We start from the raw sequence: 17657 nt of genomic DNA, 5'->3' as shown, positions 1-17657 counted from the left end.
TTAAAAACCTCCCGAGTCTTTGCGATAGCGTTGTACATTTTTATAAGATAATTCCAACTTAGCAACAGAATCATTAAATTGAGCGCTGATCATACCGGTAAACAAAATATCGATAATATGCAGTTGAGCGATTCGTGAAGCCATATCCCCGCGGCGTACTCCTTGTTCAAGAGACGATGAGAATAGAGCAATATCCGCCATTGAAGCTAATTTGTTGTTACTGTATTGAGTAAGCGATAAGACGGTAGCTCCATTATCTTTGGCACAAGAAAGAGCATCTATTGTTTCTTTTGTTTCTCCCGAATATGAGATCGCCAGTGCTACATCTTCTGAAGAAAGTGTAGAAGCAGAAGTGATCTGCATATGAGAATCAGAGAACGACGTACTATTTTTGCCAATCCGAATTAATTTCTGATAAAAGTCTTGCGCTACGATCGATGAAGTCGCGATGCCATACAGATCGATACGACGTGCACGTGTAAGATAACCAATAGCTTGTTCAAGCTTAGGCAGATCTAGGAGACGAGTTGTATCATTGATCGATGTAATATGATTTTTTTCGATAGCTTTGACAATCTCAGCTAACGGATTGCCTGCAATAATATCTTGATATGAACTTGGAATCGATTGTTGCGCTAATTCACTAGCCAACTTCATTTTAAAATCTGGAAATCCTTCGAAATGAAATGTTTTGCAAAAGCGAGTAACGGTAGCAGGACTAATACCACATTGAGTTGCTAACTGCGTGATCCCCATACGAATCACAGTAGAAGGTTGCTGTAAAATATAATGAGCCAGTCGGCGCTCTTGAGGAGATAAACTTTCGATGCGTTGCTCCAACATATGCAAAATAGGAGACAAGTTTAATCCTCCTTAATGAAAATTATTTTTATTTTATTATTATTTATAACGAAAATTATTTTCTTTCACCATTATCTTAAAGCACAAGATAGCAGATTGCAACTGATTTTAAACAGAAAATAAATATTTAGTAAATGAATTTAACAAAAGGATAATTTAATAAAAATAATATAAATAATCAAAGCTTGATTAGTAATATGTATATCATTATGGAATGTATATGTTTGGAGAATTACAGTAAATAATCAGTACACAGTTATGCTTTGTCATCAAAGACAATAAGATATTCAAAGGTGTTAACCCAAAAAAGCCTGCACCCTTATACAAAAGGATACAGGCTTTTGAGATATCAACAAATCACATTTATTTAAGCGGTCTGTTTACGATTACGATACTCTGGCAAAATCAATCTCCATACCATCCAGATCAAGACGATCATTTGTGGAATAAACGTCTCCCATGTCGGATACATCCCGATCCAACTGATTGAAGGCAATTCTGCAACTGTATGTGCAGGGAATTTGCCTGCCACTTGAAGTGCATGAATACTTTCGCCCAGAAAACGGAAAACTAGATAATAGATCAACACTGTTGCGGTTAAGAAGAATGGACGAATCGGTAACTTCACACTGAACTTGATAATCAGTACAGCAATTACAATCAGGATCACAAGCGCAATCGCGATCCCTAAAATCAATTGCGATAGGGCAATTGCTGGAGCCATACCAATATAGAAAATCGCTGTTTCTGCACCTTCACGTAAAATAGCAAGTCCAGAGACAATAGCTAACGACCAGAGACTACCACGTTCTAATGCGCCACTGACTTGATTTTCAATATACGTATTCCAGTTTTTTAAGTTGGCTTTCTGATGTAACCAGTGCCCTACACTAAGCATCATCACGACAGCAACCAGACCGGTAATCCCTTCAATCATTTCGCGGGTACTTCCGCTACTAGACACTTGAGAGAAAGCATACACAAAGATCGCTGCCATCACGCCACTAAGCACTAACCCGGAAATAGCGCCTGACCAGATATAGTTGCCGGCAGTACGACTACCACTACGTTTGGCATAAGCTAACAAAGCAGCTAATACCAGAATAGCTTCCAGACCTTCACGTAGTAAAATAATAGCGGCATCCCAGGCGGTATAGGATGTTTTGGATGTTAAAGGTGTTAATTCATCTAGCATCGTTGCAATCACTGTATTCGCTTGTGTCCATGCAGGCGGGTTAGAAACCAAATAGCCTTGTACTTCAGCCATTTCATTTTCAATAGCAGTATACGTCGAAGCGGAAGAGATCTGTACTTCTCCTTCAACCAACGGCCACATTGAGATAAATTGAGTCATCAAATCAGACGCTTTAGTCTGATCTTGATCGGTTACCGCTGTCTGTACTTGTTGTAGTAACGTAACCGCATCACTCAAGCGAACTGTACCACTTGCAGGAGCAGTATCTGCAATATCGCCTGCCGCATATTCATTTAGCAATGTAATCAATGCTTGAGTGTCTGCTTTGGCTTGTTCTTCACGCGGAGGATCAGCTTGCAGTGCGACCCGAATCATACTCATTTTAATCTCAAGCTGACTATACACTGTAAAATTATCGGCACGAATTGCATTTTCTACATCAGGCCACGAATTAACTATTTGTTTGTAACTGTCTTGAGCAGCTTGCCAATCGTGCTGATCTATATGTTGAATTGTTGCATCTGCCAAAGGCAAAATCACTTTGACTGCTGTTAGTCCTTGCTTAGAAGGACCATTATTACTGGTTGCACCTGTTTTGGATTGAGCTTGACCCGCTTCAGCAAATGTATTGACTGCACGTGCTAATGTTCCCAGAGCAGAGGTAGCCGCTTTGGAATCAGTAGAAGATTTGGTAAGTGCGGTTTGAGCATCGGTCAACGCTGTATTTACTTCATTGGCTTCTGTTGGAGCGACCGAGGTATCGATACCTTTCCATGCTGTAGCAAATGTATCTAATTCTTGCTGTGCATCTGTCCACTTTTGTTGTCCGGCATCGACAAGAGCGCTACCGACCAGTGGCAATAGTTGATTTACTTGCGCAGAATCACCAGAAGCGGCTTGTGCAGTAGATATCACTGTATTCCAAGTGGTTGAAGATAGTACTATAAATAGACTCAAGCAAAGCATAAACCTGATTAACAGGGCACTTTTACGCATAGCCTAGAACCCTCTTTTCCATATCAAAATAAATAACAATCATAACGATTACCCTATATGCCAACAATCATTTGTTCAAAAAGACGTATCTTAGCATAGCTCTAAAGCAAGCAATCGGCACCATCTACTAAACCAGTTGATCTCCGATATAACCGCCTTGCTGTACACCCGGAAAACAAGCAAAAACAGCACTTCCGATATGCTGAATATATTCATTCAATGCATCAATCTGTGCTAACCGTTGTTGCATCGGAATAAATTGCTTTTCGATACTGCGTTGATAACTAATAAAAAATAATCCCGCATCCAATTGTCCGGTTACTTTATCCATCCCGCTTGAATACGAATACGGACGACGCAAAATTTGCATAGTACCGTCTCCGCGTGCTACACGCATATGGGCATTCATCGGAATAACAGGTTTGCCTGAAGTGTCTTTGGCTTCCATATCGCCGCGATCAAATTCGTGCTGTGAACCGAGTGGAGCACCGCTTACCCGTTCTCGTCCGAATGTATTTTCCTGATCTGCCAGACTGGAACGATCCCATACTTCAATACGCATCCGAATACGGCGTACAACCATATAACTACCATTGGTCATCCAGCCTGCACCATCTTGTGGTTGCACCCAGACGACTTCATTCATCATATTGTTGTCTTTGACACTTGGATTCGCTGTACCATCTTTGAAGCCCATAAGATTCCGTGGAGTCGCCTGATTAGGATCGGCTGCACTACTGCGCTGGAATCCTTCTTGACTCCAACGTAATACCGCAGAACCGCGAGCAATCCGAATCAAATTACGCATCGCGTGAAAAGCGACCTGCATATCATCCGCACAGATTTGTACAGCTAGATCACCACCACACCATTCCGATTGTAGATTGTCTCCGTTAAAAGCAGGCAATTCTGCAAAGTTAGCCGGCTTTTTGCCAGAAAGTCCAAATCGATGATCAAATAAAGCAGGGCCTGCGCCAAATGTAATCGTAAGTTTGGAAGAAGAGAGTCCAGCCGCTTCTCCAGTATCAGCAGGTGGAAGATGAGGGTTTTCATTTTGTCCATCTAACAATTCACCAGCCATTAGTGAAGCACTAGCTTTGGTCCATGCTTGAAAAAGTCGCCGTAAGCCTGCGGCATCGTTTAATGTCACATCAAACGACGCAAAGCACATAAAGTTCTGGCTAGGCGTAACGATTCCTGGTTGATGGATATCGTAAAAAGAATATTGATCTCCGCCATGTGTAATACCGGTTGTTACATTTTCTGCACTGCCCGGTGTATCAGACGCAGGTTGTTTGGTGAGTCCTGTAGCTTTCATAATACCTAGTGCGCCTGAACTTCCCAAAAGAAGCCCAACACCAGAAGCGCCTGCTAACCGCAACATATCACGACGGCTAACAGGCTTTTTGAATACTCCAGTTTGAGGTTCGGTATTGATTTCTGTAGAAGAAGTTGAATCCACTTCAGATGGAACTGAAGTGGATTTTGATTGATCTTCGGATGAATTCTTTTTGCTCATTCTAATTACACCCCTAAAATAGTACCCATCTGCGATAAAGGTTCAGCCAATGCATCAAGGTTTTGACTTAATGTACGAATATCTTCTTTAGTTAGTTTGTCATAGGTTACATAACCGCCGTCTTTGGTAGCAAAAGGAGCCAACTCTTTATTTAATGCTTCAAATCGTTCACCGATTTGTTTTTCCAGGTCAGCATCTTTTTCAGCCAGACGTGGTTTGAGAATTTGGTAGATTTTTTCTGCACCTTCTACGTTAGCGACAAAATCATACAAATCGGTATGAGAATAACGTTCTTCTTCACCTGTGATTTTGGAAGAAGAGACTTCATTCAGCAGTTCTACTGCTCCGACAACAAGCATACTAGCATCAATATCAACTGTTTCCACTTTGGCACGTAACAATTGTGCATCTTGTAGCAGACGATCTGCATATTCGCTCATTCCGTCTGTTGTTTTCTTTTCCCACAGGGCTTGTTCGATCTTGTGGAATCCACGCCAGTCTTTATCATCGACATCACCTGCACGCGCATCAATATCAGGATCAAGATTTCCTAATGCTTCTGCAATCGGTTCGATCCGTTCATAATGCATACGAGCTGGAGCATAGAGCGCTTGAGCTTCTTTCAACTTGCCCGCTTTGACTGCTTCTGTAAATTTCTCTGTTTCGGTTACAAATGAATCGATCTCACCGATCGCATATGTACGATATTGTTCGGTCTCATTTTTGAAATCGGCTTTAGAAGCTGTAGTCGATTCGGTAGATGGTGTGGTAGTAGTTGACTCTGTAGTGGTTGCTTCTGTTGTTGCTGGAGCTGTTGTTGTATTAGTAGGCGCTTGATTCCCACAAGCGGTAAACAGTACAGAAGATAAAAGAATAGTTGCTGGTATAGTTACACGTGCTTTCATGAATGACACTCCTTAATAATGATAATCGTTCTCAATTATTAATCTATCATAAAGGTGAACGATAAGAGCGTCAATCTTTATTTTTATGTAAATGGATACAAGGGGAGATTGAAAATAAAACGGGGGTTGGGGGAGTGGCGAAGATTGTGAGGGAATATCGCTCTGGTAAAGGATCATTCATACGATCACTGTTAAGATCGGATATATTGGATTCTGTTTTCAACAGATTATATCCGATCTTAAAGGCGAACGCTTCGCTGCTGCTGAACGATTCCTTTACCTCCACTGGGTTCGGTGAGCACCTTTGCCAGATGTTTAGGTAGGGTGCTTATTTTCAATGAGGGGGGAGGAGGTAGAAAAGAGGATAAGGGAATAAAATATAGTTATATTTTATTTGGAATGAGTGAAGGAGGAATGAATAAAACATATATGGTGTGAGAAATATAATGTAAAAAAGTTATTTTGAGCTTAGAGCTATTAGTGTTTCTGCTAGTCTCAAAATAATAAATCAAATACGATAGAATACACTCAAAACTTATTTGTTATTAAAATAGATTCATCTAATTGTATTTCTTAATCTTGTTGCTTAATTTTATAGGGAAATTAATTTTACAGGCATGTGCACAGTAAGAAATGATATGCAAAACAATAATGTAGATAAGCACCTCTAGCGGAGCAAATGGAATCGTTCTGGAGAAGCGTAGCGTTCGCCTTTAAGAATAGATATCCTCTGCGACAGCAGATTTCAAAGATATCTATTCTTAACAGCGATCAGAAGAATAATCCGTTTGGGTAGCGGAATGACCTTTACCAGCCTCACGTATCTGCGATTCACGCCACACCAAAGTAGCGATTTTTCTACCTTACCTACAAACATAATTTAGCGTTCTCTGTCTAGTATCCTTGTTTCGTGTTTAATAAAGAACATACTTAGTTTTGCTAACCAAACATTATCAATGATTGAACATACCCGAGGAGGACGTAACAATGACGATTAAAGCGGTTATTTTTGATTTAGATGGCGTGATCGTATCGACAGATCAGTATCATTTTGAAGCATGGAGTAAGATTAGTGAAGAAGAAGGGATTCCTTTTAATGAAACGATCAATCATCAGTTGCGCGGAGTAAGTCGGATGGAAAGTCTGGATATTATTTTGCAACGTGCGACTAAAACATATTCGGATCAAGAAAAATTACAGTTGGCAGAGAAAAAGAATGAGTATTATCGCCAATCCCTGCACCATTTAAGTCCAAATGATCTTTTGCCAGGGGTAGAATATACGTTAAAAACATTGAAACAAAATAATATCAAAATTGCTATCGGTTCTTCCAGCAAAAATACACCTACTATTCTCAAGCAGATTGGTCTGGATAAAGAGTTCGATGCGATCGCAGATGGTAATGATATTACTCGCAGTAAGCCTGATCCTGAAGTGTTTTTACTAGCAGCAACACGTCTGGATATTGCTCCCGAAGAATGTCTGGTTGTAGAAGATGCACTAGCAGGCGTAGAAGCAGCGATAGCTGGTAAAATGAATGTAGCTGCTGTAGGAGAAAGTCTGCGTAGTTCTGATGCAGACTACTATTTGGAAAGTATCGATGAATTACTTGAATTAGTATTATAACTTGAACACCCTTCAAAACCTGCTATGATAAATATATCTTAAATTCATTCTGGGATAAAGATAATGAATAGATAGAATATTTGGATAGATGGATATGGGGGGACTCTTATGGATTATACTTCAACATTTGATTGTACACCTGAGCGCATAGGGACAGGTTCAGAGAAGTGGGATGCACTGCATAAGCATTTTGGCACAGAAGATATTATTCCTTTGTGGATCGCGGATATGGATTTTGCTGCACCTTTGCCTGTACAGGATGCAATACGTCAGCGGATCGAACATGGAGTACTTGGATACACATTTCGCACTGATGACTATCATCAATCTATTGTAAATTGGATGGAGCGTAAGCATCAATGGAAGATAGAAAAGGACTGGATTGTGTTCACACCGGGTGTTGTATCTGCGTTGAACTTTGCGGTTCAGACCTATACAGAACCTGGAGATAAAGTGATTATTCAGACCCCGGTGTATCCTCCTTTTTATAATGTCGTCAAAGGGCATGGGCGAGAATTAGTCGAAAATCCGCTAGTACAAGATCAGTATGGAGATTATCGCATGGATCTGGAACACTTGGAGACGGTGCTGGACGAACAGGTGAAAATGTTGATTTTGTGTAATCCACATAATCCTTTAGGACGTGTATGGACACGTATAGAGTTAGAACAATTAGAATCTCTATGTGCAAAATGGAATATTATTGTTGTGTCTGATGAAATTCATGGTGATCTTGTGTATAAACCTCATGCTCATATTCCATATGCCAGTCTATCGGAATCGGCAATGAATCGAAGTGTTATTTGTACAGCACCAAGCAAAACATTTAATATTGCAGGCATGAATACGTCTAATATTATTATCCCGAATGAACAACTACGGAATGCTTTTGCATTAAAAATCAATCAGTTCGGTGTCGGACAAATTAATACATTTGGCGCTGTAGCTACGCAAGCCGCTTACACGTATTGCGAAGAGTGGTTAGAACAGTGCAAAGTGTATATGTATCGCAATATGGAGTATGTACAACAATATATAGAAGCACATTTGCCAGAATTATCGGTGCGACTTCCAGAAGCCACCTATCTGCTATGGATCGATTTTAGCAAACTTCATATGGAACAATTGGATTTGGTTTCTTTTTTACTGGATCAAGCTAAGATTGCCCTGAATGATGGCAATGCGTTTGGCAACAAAGGTCAAGGATATATGCGTATGAATATAGCCTGTTCACGTGGATTGTTAGAAGAATCTATGGAACGATTGCACAATGCTATCAAGACATGGAGAACGACGCAAGTAGTAACAGCTACTTTGGAATAGACTGTGAATACTAAGCAATTATCAGCTTGAATTGATATTAGTACGCTCACATTATCAAAAACAGACTGCTTTCTACTATACCGATATACAGGTATGTAAAAAGCAGTCTGTTTTATTTTAAACCTAGTAATCTGGTTATAGTTACAAAGATGATTCAGTACACAACTGCTGTACTGACAATCTTAGATTTGGTTCAGATATTCTACAATCGTAAGCAAGCCTTTATCGAAATTCTCCAAGTTGAAATGTTCATTCGGAGCATGAAGATTTTCATCAGGTAGCCCGAAGCCCATCAATACAACAGTAGGAGCAATCAGACGAGAAAATGCTTCAACGATCGGAATCGAACCACCATCTTTGGTAAATAGTGCACGTGTACCGTAGACAGTTTGGAAAGCGTCTGCCGCTTTTTGCAACAATTCGCCAGAAGGATCGATATTGAACGCACGCGCTTTTTCACCAGGCTTAATATCAATTGTTGCGCCTGTTGGTACATTTGCTTCTAAATGCTTAATAATTTGATCCAATACATAAGCAGGATCTTGATTAGCCACTAGACGACAAGTGATTTTGGCACTGGCTTCTTTAGGAATAACTGTTTTGCTTCCTTCGCCCTGGAAACCACCATACAATCCATTGATTTCAAGCGTTGGACGAGCACCAACACGTTCTACAAATGAATAACCTTCTTCACCATGAAGAGATTCTAGAGCCAACGATTGTTGCAATTTCTTTTCATCGAAAGCTTGTTTAACAAATTCATTGCGCATGTCATCAGATAGTGGCAATACACCTTCATAGAATCCATCAACCAGTACACGACCTTGTTTATCATGCAAAGAGTTCAACAGTTCTACAATCGAATGAAGAGCATTCGGAACACCGCCACCGAAGCTACCGGAGTGTAGATCGGTATTCGCTGTATGAATTGTAAATTCAAGTGAGCACAATCCGCGTAATCCGGTGCAGATAGCTGGTTTGCCTTTTTCGATCAAAGACGTATCCGAGATCAATACAGCATCCGCAGATAGCATGTCTTTATTGGTTTGCAAAAAGTCAGGCAGATTCGCACTCGAAATTTCTTCTTCGCCTTCAATACAGAACTTCACGTTAACCGGAAGTGTACCTTCTTGTTTCAGAATCGCTTCTACTGCTTTGATATGCAAAAAGATTTGACCTTTATCATCCGTAGCACCACGAGCAAACAATTTGTCACCACGAATCGTAGGTTCAAACGGAGGCGTCTCCCATAAATGTAAAGGATCGACCGGTTGCACATCATAATGTCCGTAGACCAATACCGTTGGCTTACCTGGTGCATGCAAATAGTCCGCTGTAACGATCGGATGACCGGCAGTTGGATGAATCTCGACATGTTCTAGACCCGCTTTTTTCAACGTTTCTGCTAACCATTCAGCCGCACGTTGCATATCAGGCTTGTGCTCTGAGATCGCCGAAATACTCGGAATAGATAACCATTCTTTTAACTCATTCAAATGGTGTTCACGATTTTCTTGAAAATATGTAGCATAACTCATAATTGTATATCCTCCTTGAGAAATAGAGATCATTGCTTGAATCCGATAGGATCAATCCTGTCATCAAAAAGCGTATGTTTCTATTTTACTACGTTTTGCTCCAATTGCGAAAATTTTCATCAGATCATCTATAAATAGGCTCTACTATTTTGGATACTATTCTTCATATCTATCTAGATTTTAAAATAATTTCTGTAGAAATACCTGAACAGTTCGATTAATGGGTAATGTGTAATAGATCATATACATATTTTATAATATTAGATTGGTGTAACTATGCCTTTTATATTGTCATGAGCCATAAAAATTAGCTGTTGACAAATATGTTTCCCTAGTGCAAAATATGGTCAATGTATTATGTTGTTATTGGTATAGATAAGCTTAGAGAGAGAAAGGAGAAAGATGGAGAATGGATTCCAACACAGAATTAAATACGAATATAGATGCAAAAAAATCAAACTGGTTACACTCCAGTTCGAGTATCAGTATGGAAGAAGTAAACAATACAGTGAAGATTCCTGAAAATGCTGGATTCTGGCGCAAATTCTTCGCTTTTTCCGGCCCGGGAGCATTGGTTGCTGTTGGATATATGGACCCAGGAAACTGGGCAACTTCGATAGCAGGGGGAGCACGCTTCGGATACACACTGTTATCGGTTGTACTGATTTCTAATCTGATCGCTATGTTATTGCAAAGTCTGTCTGCCAAATTAGGGATTGTTACAGGGCGAGATTTGGCACAGGCTACTCGTGATACTACAAATAAAAGAACAGCCGTTTTTCTCTGGATTCTAACAGAACTTGCTATTATTGCTACTGATCTGGCAGAAGTTATCGGATCAGCAATCGCACTGAATTTGTTATTCGGGATTCCGTTATTATGGGGTATTTTGATTACTACTTTTGATGTATTGCTTCTATTATTATTACAGAAAAAAGGATTTCGGATTATTGAATCGATTATTATCGTTTTGATGGCGACGATTTTTTGTATCTTTGTGTTTGAAGTGATTATCTCCAAACCAGAAGTATCTGCATTGTTAGGCGGATATGTACCGAAGTTCGAGATTGTGACCAATCCAGCAATGTTATTTGTAGCATTAGGGATTTTGGGAGCGACAGTTATGCCGCATAATCTGTATCTACATTCATCGATCGTACAGACACGTCAATACAAGCGCACAGAAGAAGGGCGCAAAGAAGCAGTAAAATTTGCGAATATTGATTCGATTCTTTCTTTATCTGTCGCTTTTCTGATTAACTCGGCAATTCTGATCTTAGGAGCTTCTGCTTTTTTTGGTACAGGATTGAATGTTAGCGGGATTGAAGATGCTTATGCTCTGTTGAGTCCGACGTTAGGTGTAGGTATTGCTAGTACATTATTTGCTGTTGCACTGCTAGCTTCAGGGCAGAATTCGACAATCACAGGTACACTGGCAGGACAGATTGTCATGGAAGGATTTATTAATTTACGTATTTCTCCTGTGTTGCGCCGTATTATTACTCGTTTATTAGCAGTTATTCCTGCTTTTATCGTGACATGGATCGCAGGGGCAAAAGGAACAGGGGAATTATTATTATGGAGTCAGGTGGTACTTAGTCTACAATTACCATTTGCGATTATCCCACTTGTTCGGTTTACAAGTGATCGTGCCAAAATGGGCTCATTTGTCAATCCAGCATGGGTCAAAATTTTAGCATGGATCGCTACTGTGGTGATTGTAGCATTAAATATATTTTTAATTATTTATATTTTTGCAACCGGCGGTGGATTTTAATATCCAATCTATAGCTGTAAATAATACGAATGGGTCTATCTGATTGATGCTAATACGTATATCCAAAAAAGCTTTTATCCACTTGATAGGGTAAAAGCTTTTTTGTCATATTTTGTTCAAATAATAGACTGAAAAGTGGGAAAAATTGAATATTTTTTTATAAAATACTAATCGTTTTTGGTAGTTTGTACGTATATATAAGTAGAACAAATTTCAATATCTTTTGTCATACTTTTTGTAAAAATAGATAAATAAATACTACTTTTACGATTTGTTTGACAAGCTGTGGTTAAAATATGTATACCGCAGTACTTAATATTACTCAAGCATGATCAATTAAATGTATAATACATGTCTACACATCTATCTCTCATACTTCACAATCTACTCCTACTATCTGAATTCACTCCTTTTATAAAAGTTACTATTGAGTAATAAGAACTACTTCTTCCTATTGATTTATGGTTCTATAGGCATACTATTCCTACTCTCATACCTATGTATAGGAATATAAAAATGTCGAAAAAGAACGAATGAGAGGAAAGTGCTATAAATATTATGCAAAATTTACCGATAAACTATATAACAGGCACAAAGTCGCATCAAAGACTTCAACATTACCTAAAATCTAAGGGGGATTCAACCTATGAATTATACTAAATTATCTAACGTGAAAATTATGGAAAAAGCAAAAGCAACTTCTGGTGGATGGTTCCGATTTGTAGAAAGTAGCGAAATTAAAAACAATGCAAATGAAATGGAACAATGGGCAGCTATTTACCACGTTGCTAATGATAAATATATCGTAACTAACGATTTTCTAAATGTAGGCTTGAATGACCATGCTAACCAAGTTAACGTAGTCGGTTATGGCGACAATTTAGATAGCATCATGTTCGTGATCTGGGAACACCAAAAAGAAGCAGGTAAATCGTTCACTATTCTAGATGAAATTCGTCAAATCAAAAATGATGAGATTGAAAAAGCAAGCCAAAAATTGTGGGATTGGAACGAAAAAGCAGCAGACAGCACATACTTCAAACACGAAATGTTCAACCCGTGGGAAGAAAGTTATTGAGCAATGACTGACCGAATCAAACACAAGCTCTTCTGAACACCTTATGCTATAGAGGTGCAATCAGGAGAGTTTTTTGTGTTTAGATCGTTTATAATATACATATAGACAGACTGACGGAGGATACATATATTATGGAATTACCAGAAATCACTCATTTTGAGCACGGTATAATTCAAGTGAAAATAGCGATGTCTTATCCACTACGCTGGGTAAACAGTTATATTATTGTTGGCGATCATACATGGAGTGTGATAGACCCAGGACCTCGTAGTACAGAAAATGAAGCAGCCTGGCAAACAGTCATGGAGACGTTGGAATTATCTGTAGATCAATTGGAATCGATTATTTTGACGCATCATCATCCTGATCATTACGGGTTAGCCGGTTGGTTACAAGCACAAAGTCATGCACCTGTATATATGTCAGCACGATCACTGACTGAAGCTAGATTAGCATGGGGCGCAGGCAATACAGCCGCTCAAGATTTGATTACTTTTTATACGATTCATGGTATGCCTTCAGAGATTACAAATGAACTTCCTGAACATCTACAAAGCTTTGTTACGCAGGTATTACCACAACCGGAAGTCTCTATTATTACTCCAGGGGAACCGTTTCTGATTGCTGGACATGTATGGTTACCGATCCAGACATCCGGTCATGCAGCAGGGCATATTTCTTTTTATCAAGCCGATTGGAAAACAATGATCTGTGGAGATGCGGTTTTACCTCAGATATCGCCTAATATTAGTCTGATTCCGAACAGTGATCCTGAGCCACTAAAATCTTATTTAGAAGGATTACGTGTGCTTGGACAATATGAGGTAGAGTGGGCATATCCAGGTCATCGTCGTCCTTTTAATGGTTTTAGAGAGCGAACAGTCAAATTATTAGATCATCATGAACAACGGCTAGATGCGATGACAGAACGAATCCGTACCCAACCTTCTCATGGATACGATGTATGTATGTCTATATTCAATAGCAAGCTGACGCTTCATCAATTGAGATTTGCAATGTCAGAGACGTTGGCACATCTTGAAGAACTTATTCGACGCGGAATTGCACATAAATATCAACAAGATGGTATTTGGATTTATGCAGTCTAACCGATATGGATAACTCACCATCATAGCGATATGATAAAAAACACAAAAAAAGAAGCAGAATATAGATAGTAGTTACTACGTCTATATTCTGCTTCTTTTTTATTATCATTTAAAATGCGATTATTCATTCAGATCACCGGTTAATTTGGCAATCGCCCGGCGCGCAATCTGTAAGGTGTCTTCTGTAGCGGCTTTATTTTTAGCAGATTGTACTTGTTCCAATTGTCGTTCTGCTTGATGAATCGTATGTTGAAGACTGCGCAGCAGTATATCACGTTCATTCTCATCCAATAGCGCTTTGAGCTTATCGGTTACATTAGGCTCATAAGGCATCTGGTTATATTCGGAAGCTGACATTTTACGAATATCAAGATAGCTATTTTTGTATTCGATAACAGTTTCGGTATTACGAGCATTGCGCTCTGTTTCGACAACCACCATTTTATTCGCATAATCAGGATAAACATTCACAATTTTTTGTCTAATATGCAATAATCCACATATTTTACGAAAAGGAATTTTGTGTACTCGACTGACTTCTTGTGACATCCTATCAACCTCCGCAACCTAGCAGTATTAGTTTTAACTCTGTTTAAGTCCATTTTCATCCAATATTAAGCTAATTCTTTTACAATACATAATAATCAACACCCCGAAATACGAAAGGGGCTTCTATTATGTTTAGCACGAATGGAACTTTAATGGATATCGCAGTCGAAGGATTGCGATTTCTTGCTTATTTATTATTGCTGATTGGTGCAGTTATCGGAATATTTAGTAATATGTCTATGATACAAGAAAAGTACCGTTCTGTCTGGTATCGTTGCCGTAATATACTGGTCTTTATGGGACTAAGCGTTGGGATCGTTCAAGGGATCACCAGTATGATTAATATTATTATCCATCAAGGATGGTCTGCTGCTATTATTCCATTTACGACAGCTTCAGGACGTCTGGCTAATGGATGTGCTTTAATTGCTTTCTATATCACACTGGCTTATGTTATTCCTGCTATCTGGGTATGGAAAAGACATCATCAACCGTCACCACGTTTTATTTCTGTTCTGTTGTACCCTGTATTAGAGTTATTATTGCTATCTGGATTATTGACACGTAATGATTCTGGCATTTTATCGATTCATTTATTTTATGTATTTACAGGATTGTGCTTGATCTGGTTATTTGTACTACAATTTATGTCTGGCGAAAGTAGAAGACGGCGCGAACGCAAGCACTGGTGGGTAAGCCCTGATATCAAAGTAGGTCACCAATCGTCTTCCAGCACTCCATCTGAATCCAAAGAAGAATCATCTTCTTTATTTCATTCCAAAGGATTCTAAAAGAATCTACAACTACTACTTCTTACATTGCAATCATATATGCTTATGTCCAAATCAAAAACTCTGATCTCTGTATAAAGTATCTATACAGAATCAGAGTTTTTTTTGATGAAATGATTTTGATGAGATTAGATAGATGGTTCGCTTTCATCGTCTTCAGGCAATATAGTCGTACTTGTATCTGAGGTAGGGTCTTGCTCTTTATATTTGCCATGAGCAATACGGCTACTTGCTGCGGCTGCAATTGCACCTACAATATCGTCAAAAAACGTATGAATCGGCCCGATACTTTTATCATTTAAGCGACCAAGTACACCTGGTTTTAATTTATCGACATAACCATAATTGGTAAAGCCGATACTTCCATATACATTCACAATCGCAAATGCCAAAATCTCATCGACACCATATAGCCCTTCATCGTTTTCAATCATTTCCTGTAACGGAGAAATCAATTTACCTTCTTCTGCCAAAATATCTAATTGAATACCGGTCAGAACAGCATTTTGCACTTCACGTTTTAATAGTACTTTTTCGACACTTTCTACACACTCTTCTATCGTAAGGGAAGGATAATAACTTTTTTGAAGAAACATGACGATATCTGCTATTTCTAAAATTGTGACACCGCGTTTGAGCAACCATTCTCTTGTCGCTTGTTCTACATTTAGACTGCTTAAATTGTAAGGAACTTTGCTTGGTTTGGATTCCATACATAGCCACCTCTTTCTTAGATAACGTTATACAGTATTAACCGATTTTGGATGAAAAACTCACATATCAGTTATAGAAGGATAATCAATCATCAGATAAGGGTGCTTTTACAAGTTAGGTTTGTTAGAATAAGAAGGTGAATATGACGCAGGAGGCAACCATTTATGAGAACAGACGGACGACAACCGAATGAATTACGCCCGTTAACAATAACACCGAACGTGAACAAATATGCAGAAGGTTCTGTATATATCGAAGTAGGCGATACCAAAGTATTATGTACTGCTTCTGTAGAAGAACGTGTCCCTCACTTTATGAAAGGTCAGGGTAAGGGCTGGGTAACAGCAGAGTATTCGATGCTTCCTCGCGCTACGCATACCCGTAACCAACGTGAAGCAGCCAAAGGTAAATTAGGTGGACGCACCATGGAGATTCAACGTCTAATTGGACGTGCTCTTCGTTCTGTTATTGATCTACAAGCTCTGGGAGAACGTACAATCACAGTCGATTGTGATGTGATTCAAGCTGATGGAGGTACACGTACGACTTCAATCACAGGTTCTTTTGTTGCTTTAGCTATTGCAATGAACAAATTATCAACTCAAAATAAATTTACTAAATTCCCAATTACCGATTATTTAGCTTCTGTAAGTGTAGGTGTTGTAGGAGATCGTGCTTTACTTGATCTGAACTATGAAGAAGATTCCAAAGCCAAAGTCGATATGAACGTTGTGATGACAGGCGGAGGACAATTTGTAGAACTTCAAGGCACAGGCGAAGAACGTCCTTTTTCTCGTGAAGAGTTAGATCAATTGTTAGTATTAGGCAGTGAAGGTATTGAGAAAATGATTGCGATGCAAAAAGAAATTCTTGGGCCGATCGCTTTGAAAATCACTTCCGGTCAAGCAGGTACACAAGTATGAATCTGATGAGTAGCTCTATTGTCGTTGTTGCTACTCAGAATAAAGGGAAAGTTAGAGAGTTTGCTCATGCTCTAGCTCCTTTCGGTAAAGAAGTGCGTAGCATGTTTGATTATCCTGATCTGCCTGACGTGGTAGAAGACGGAGCAACATTTGCTGAAAATGCACTCAAAAAAGCCAAAACGGTCGGCGATGCTCTCGGTATTCCTGTACTTGCTGATGATTCAGGTCTATGTGTCGATCGCTTAGATGGAGAACCAGGAGTGTATTCAGCAAGATATGCAGGCGAATCGGCTACCGATGCAGATAACAATGCCAAATTGCTAGATGCACTTGAACGTTTACAAATGGGTGAAGATACCGACCAGACTTTACTGAGTACAGCACGATTTGTATGTTGTCTGGTATTGTATGATCCAGCTACAGGTTTAGCATTAACGACAGAAGGCTCGGTCGATGGTTGGATTACTTCTCAACCTTCTGGCAACGCTGGTTTTGGTTATGATCCATTATTTTATTTGCCGACTCATGATAAAACGATGGCAGATATTACGATTGAAGAAAAGCAAGCGATTAGTCATCGCGGAGAAGCTTTGCGCAAATTAGTCGATCAATTGAATCTAAATTCTTAATATCAGAACAGCTTAACCTTTAGTATCGGGGTTAAGCTGTTTTGATATCTATCGATATTCTTTTTTTGATTATAGAGAGAGGTCTATTGTAAAATATAAGAAATAAAACTGAAGGAGGTTTTAA

The 17657-nt window shown here is 39.1% G+C and carries 15 protein-coding genes; 8 read left to right on the top strand and 7 right to left on the bottom strand.

The window, feature by feature from the left end:
• The 4 genes from ACFSGI_RS03480 to efeO form a co-directional block, all read right to left on the bottom strand.
• The gene (locus ACFSGI_RS03480; RefSeq protein ID WP_204826735.1) at positions 1-861 is read right to left on the bottom strand and encodes a MurR/RpiR family transcriptional regulator; all 861 of its coding nucleotides are present in this window, start codon (positions 859-861) and stop codon (positions 1-3) included.
• 367 nt (positions 862-1228) lie between these two features.
• A complete protein-coding gene (locus ACFSGI_RS03475; RefSeq protein WP_204826734.1) occupies positions 1229-3052 on the bottom strand; it encodes an FTR1 family iron permease in 1824 nt (607 codons plus the stop codon).
• Positions 3053-3179: 127 nt separating this feature from the next.
• A complete protein-coding gene (gene efeB / locus ACFSGI_RS03470; protein ID WP_204826733.1) occupies positions 3180-4571 on the bottom strand; it encodes an iron uptake transporter deferrochelatase/peroxidase subunit in 1392 nt (463 codons plus the stop codon).
• Between the two features lie 5 nt (positions 4572-4576).
• Positions 4577-5476: an iron uptake system protein EfeO gene (gene efeO, locus ACFSGI_RS03465; RefSeq protein ID WP_204826732.1), complete on the bottom strand. Its 900-nt coding sequence runs from the start codon at positions 5474-5476 to the stop codon at positions 4577-4579.
• Positions 5477-6463: 987 nt separating this feature from the next.
• On the opposite strand from efeO, the gene pgmB reads away from it, so the two are divergent.
• Positions 6464-7102: a beta-phosphoglucomutase gene (gene pgmB / locus ACFSGI_RS03460; protein ID WP_204826731.1), complete on the top strand. Its 639-nt coding sequence runs from the start codon at positions 6464-6466 to the stop codon at positions 7100-7102.
• Positions 7103-7210: 108 nt separating this feature from the next.
• Positions 7211-8425 carry a MalY/PatB family protein gene (locus ACFSGI_RS03455; RefSeq protein WP_204826730.1) on the top strand — a complete coding sequence of 405 codons (1215 nt, stop codon included), beginning with the start codon at positions 7211-7213 and terminating at the stop codon, positions 8423-8425.
• A gap of 182 nt (positions 8426-8607) precedes the next feature.
• Here ACFSGI_RS03455 and ACFSGI_RS03450 read toward each other — a convergent pair whose 3' ends face one another.
• On the bottom strand, positions 8608-9963 hold the full coding sequence (locus tag ACFSGI_RS03450; protein ID WP_204826729.1) for a dipeptidase: 1356 nt from the start codon (positions 9961-9963) through the stop codon (positions 8608-8610).
• Between the two features lie 409 nt (positions 9964-10372).
• On the opposite strand from ACFSGI_RS03450, the gene ACFSGI_RS03445 reads away from it, so the two are divergent.
• The 3 genes from ACFSGI_RS03445 (at position 10373) to ACFSGI_RS03435 (ending at position 13927) form a co-directional block, all read left to right on the top strand.
• The gene (locus ACFSGI_RS03445) at positions 10373-11740 is read left to right on the top strand and encodes an Nramp family divalent metal transporter (protein WP_204826728.1); all 1368 of its coding nucleotides are present in this window, start codon (positions 10373-10375) and stop codon (positions 11738-11740) included.
• Between the two features lie 646 nt (positions 11741-12386).
• Positions 12387-12818, top strand: a complete 432-nt coding sequence (locus tag ACFSGI_RS03440) for a hypothetical protein (RefSeq protein ID WP_204826727.1) — start codon at positions 12387-12389, stop codon at positions 12816-12818.
• Between the two features lie 131 nt (positions 12819-12949).
• On the top strand, positions 12950-13927 hold the full coding sequence (locus ACFSGI_RS03435) for an MBL fold metallo-hydrolase (RefSeq protein ID WP_204826726.1): 978 nt from the start codon (positions 12950-12952) through the stop codon (positions 13925-13927).
• Positions 13928-14047: 120 nt separating this feature from the next.
• Here ACFSGI_RS03435 and ACFSGI_RS03430 read toward each other — a convergent pair whose 3' ends face one another.
• Positions 14048-14476, bottom strand: a complete 429-nt coding sequence (locus tag ACFSGI_RS03430; protein ID WP_204826725.1) for a hypothetical protein — start codon at positions 14474-14476, stop codon at positions 14048-14050.
• A gap of 128 nt (positions 14477-14604) precedes the next feature.
• On the opposite strand from ACFSGI_RS03430, the gene ACFSGI_RS03425 reads away from it, so the two are divergent.
• Complete coding sequence (locus ACFSGI_RS03425; RefSeq protein ID WP_204826724.1) at positions 14605-15267, top strand: hypothetical protein; 663 nt, start codon at positions 14605-14607, stop codon at positions 15265-15267.
• A 128-nt stretch (positions 15268-15395) separates the two neighbouring features.
• On the opposite strand, the gene ACFSGI_RS03420 is transcribed toward ACFSGI_RS03425, so the two are convergent.
• Entirely contained in the window at positions 15396-15980 is a 585-nt protein-coding gene (locus tag ACFSGI_RS03420) for a phosphatidylglycerophosphatase A family protein (RefSeq protein ID WP_204826723.1), read from the bottom strand.
• A gap of 165 nt (positions 15981-16145) precedes the next feature.
• Here ACFSGI_RS03420 and rph point away from each other — a divergent pair, with 165 nt between their 5' ends.
• Together rph and ACFSGI_RS03410 are read left to right on the top strand one after the other, a co-directional pair.
• Complete coding sequence (gene rph, locus ACFSGI_RS03415; RefSeq protein ID WP_204826722.1) at positions 16146-16904, top strand: ribonuclease PH; 759 nt, start codon at positions 16146-16148, stop codon at positions 16902-16904.
• Positions 16905-16909: 5 nt separating this feature from the next.
• On the top strand, positions 16910-17533 hold the full coding sequence (locus tag ACFSGI_RS03410) for an XTP/dITP diphosphatase (protein WP_379282519.1): 624 nt from the start codon (positions 16910-16912) through the stop codon (positions 17531-17533).
• Positions 17534-17657: the final 124 nt, after the last annotated feature.

It is taken from the genome of Paenibacillus nicotianae (genome assembly GCF_042681745.1).
Classification (GTDB): Bacteria; Bacillota; Bacilli; order Paenibacillales; family Paenibacillaceae; genus Saccharibacillus; species Saccharibacillus nicotianae.
The sequence above is the reverse complement of the archived record's forward strand: the minus strand, read 5'-3'. Positions and strand labels throughout refer to the sequence as shown.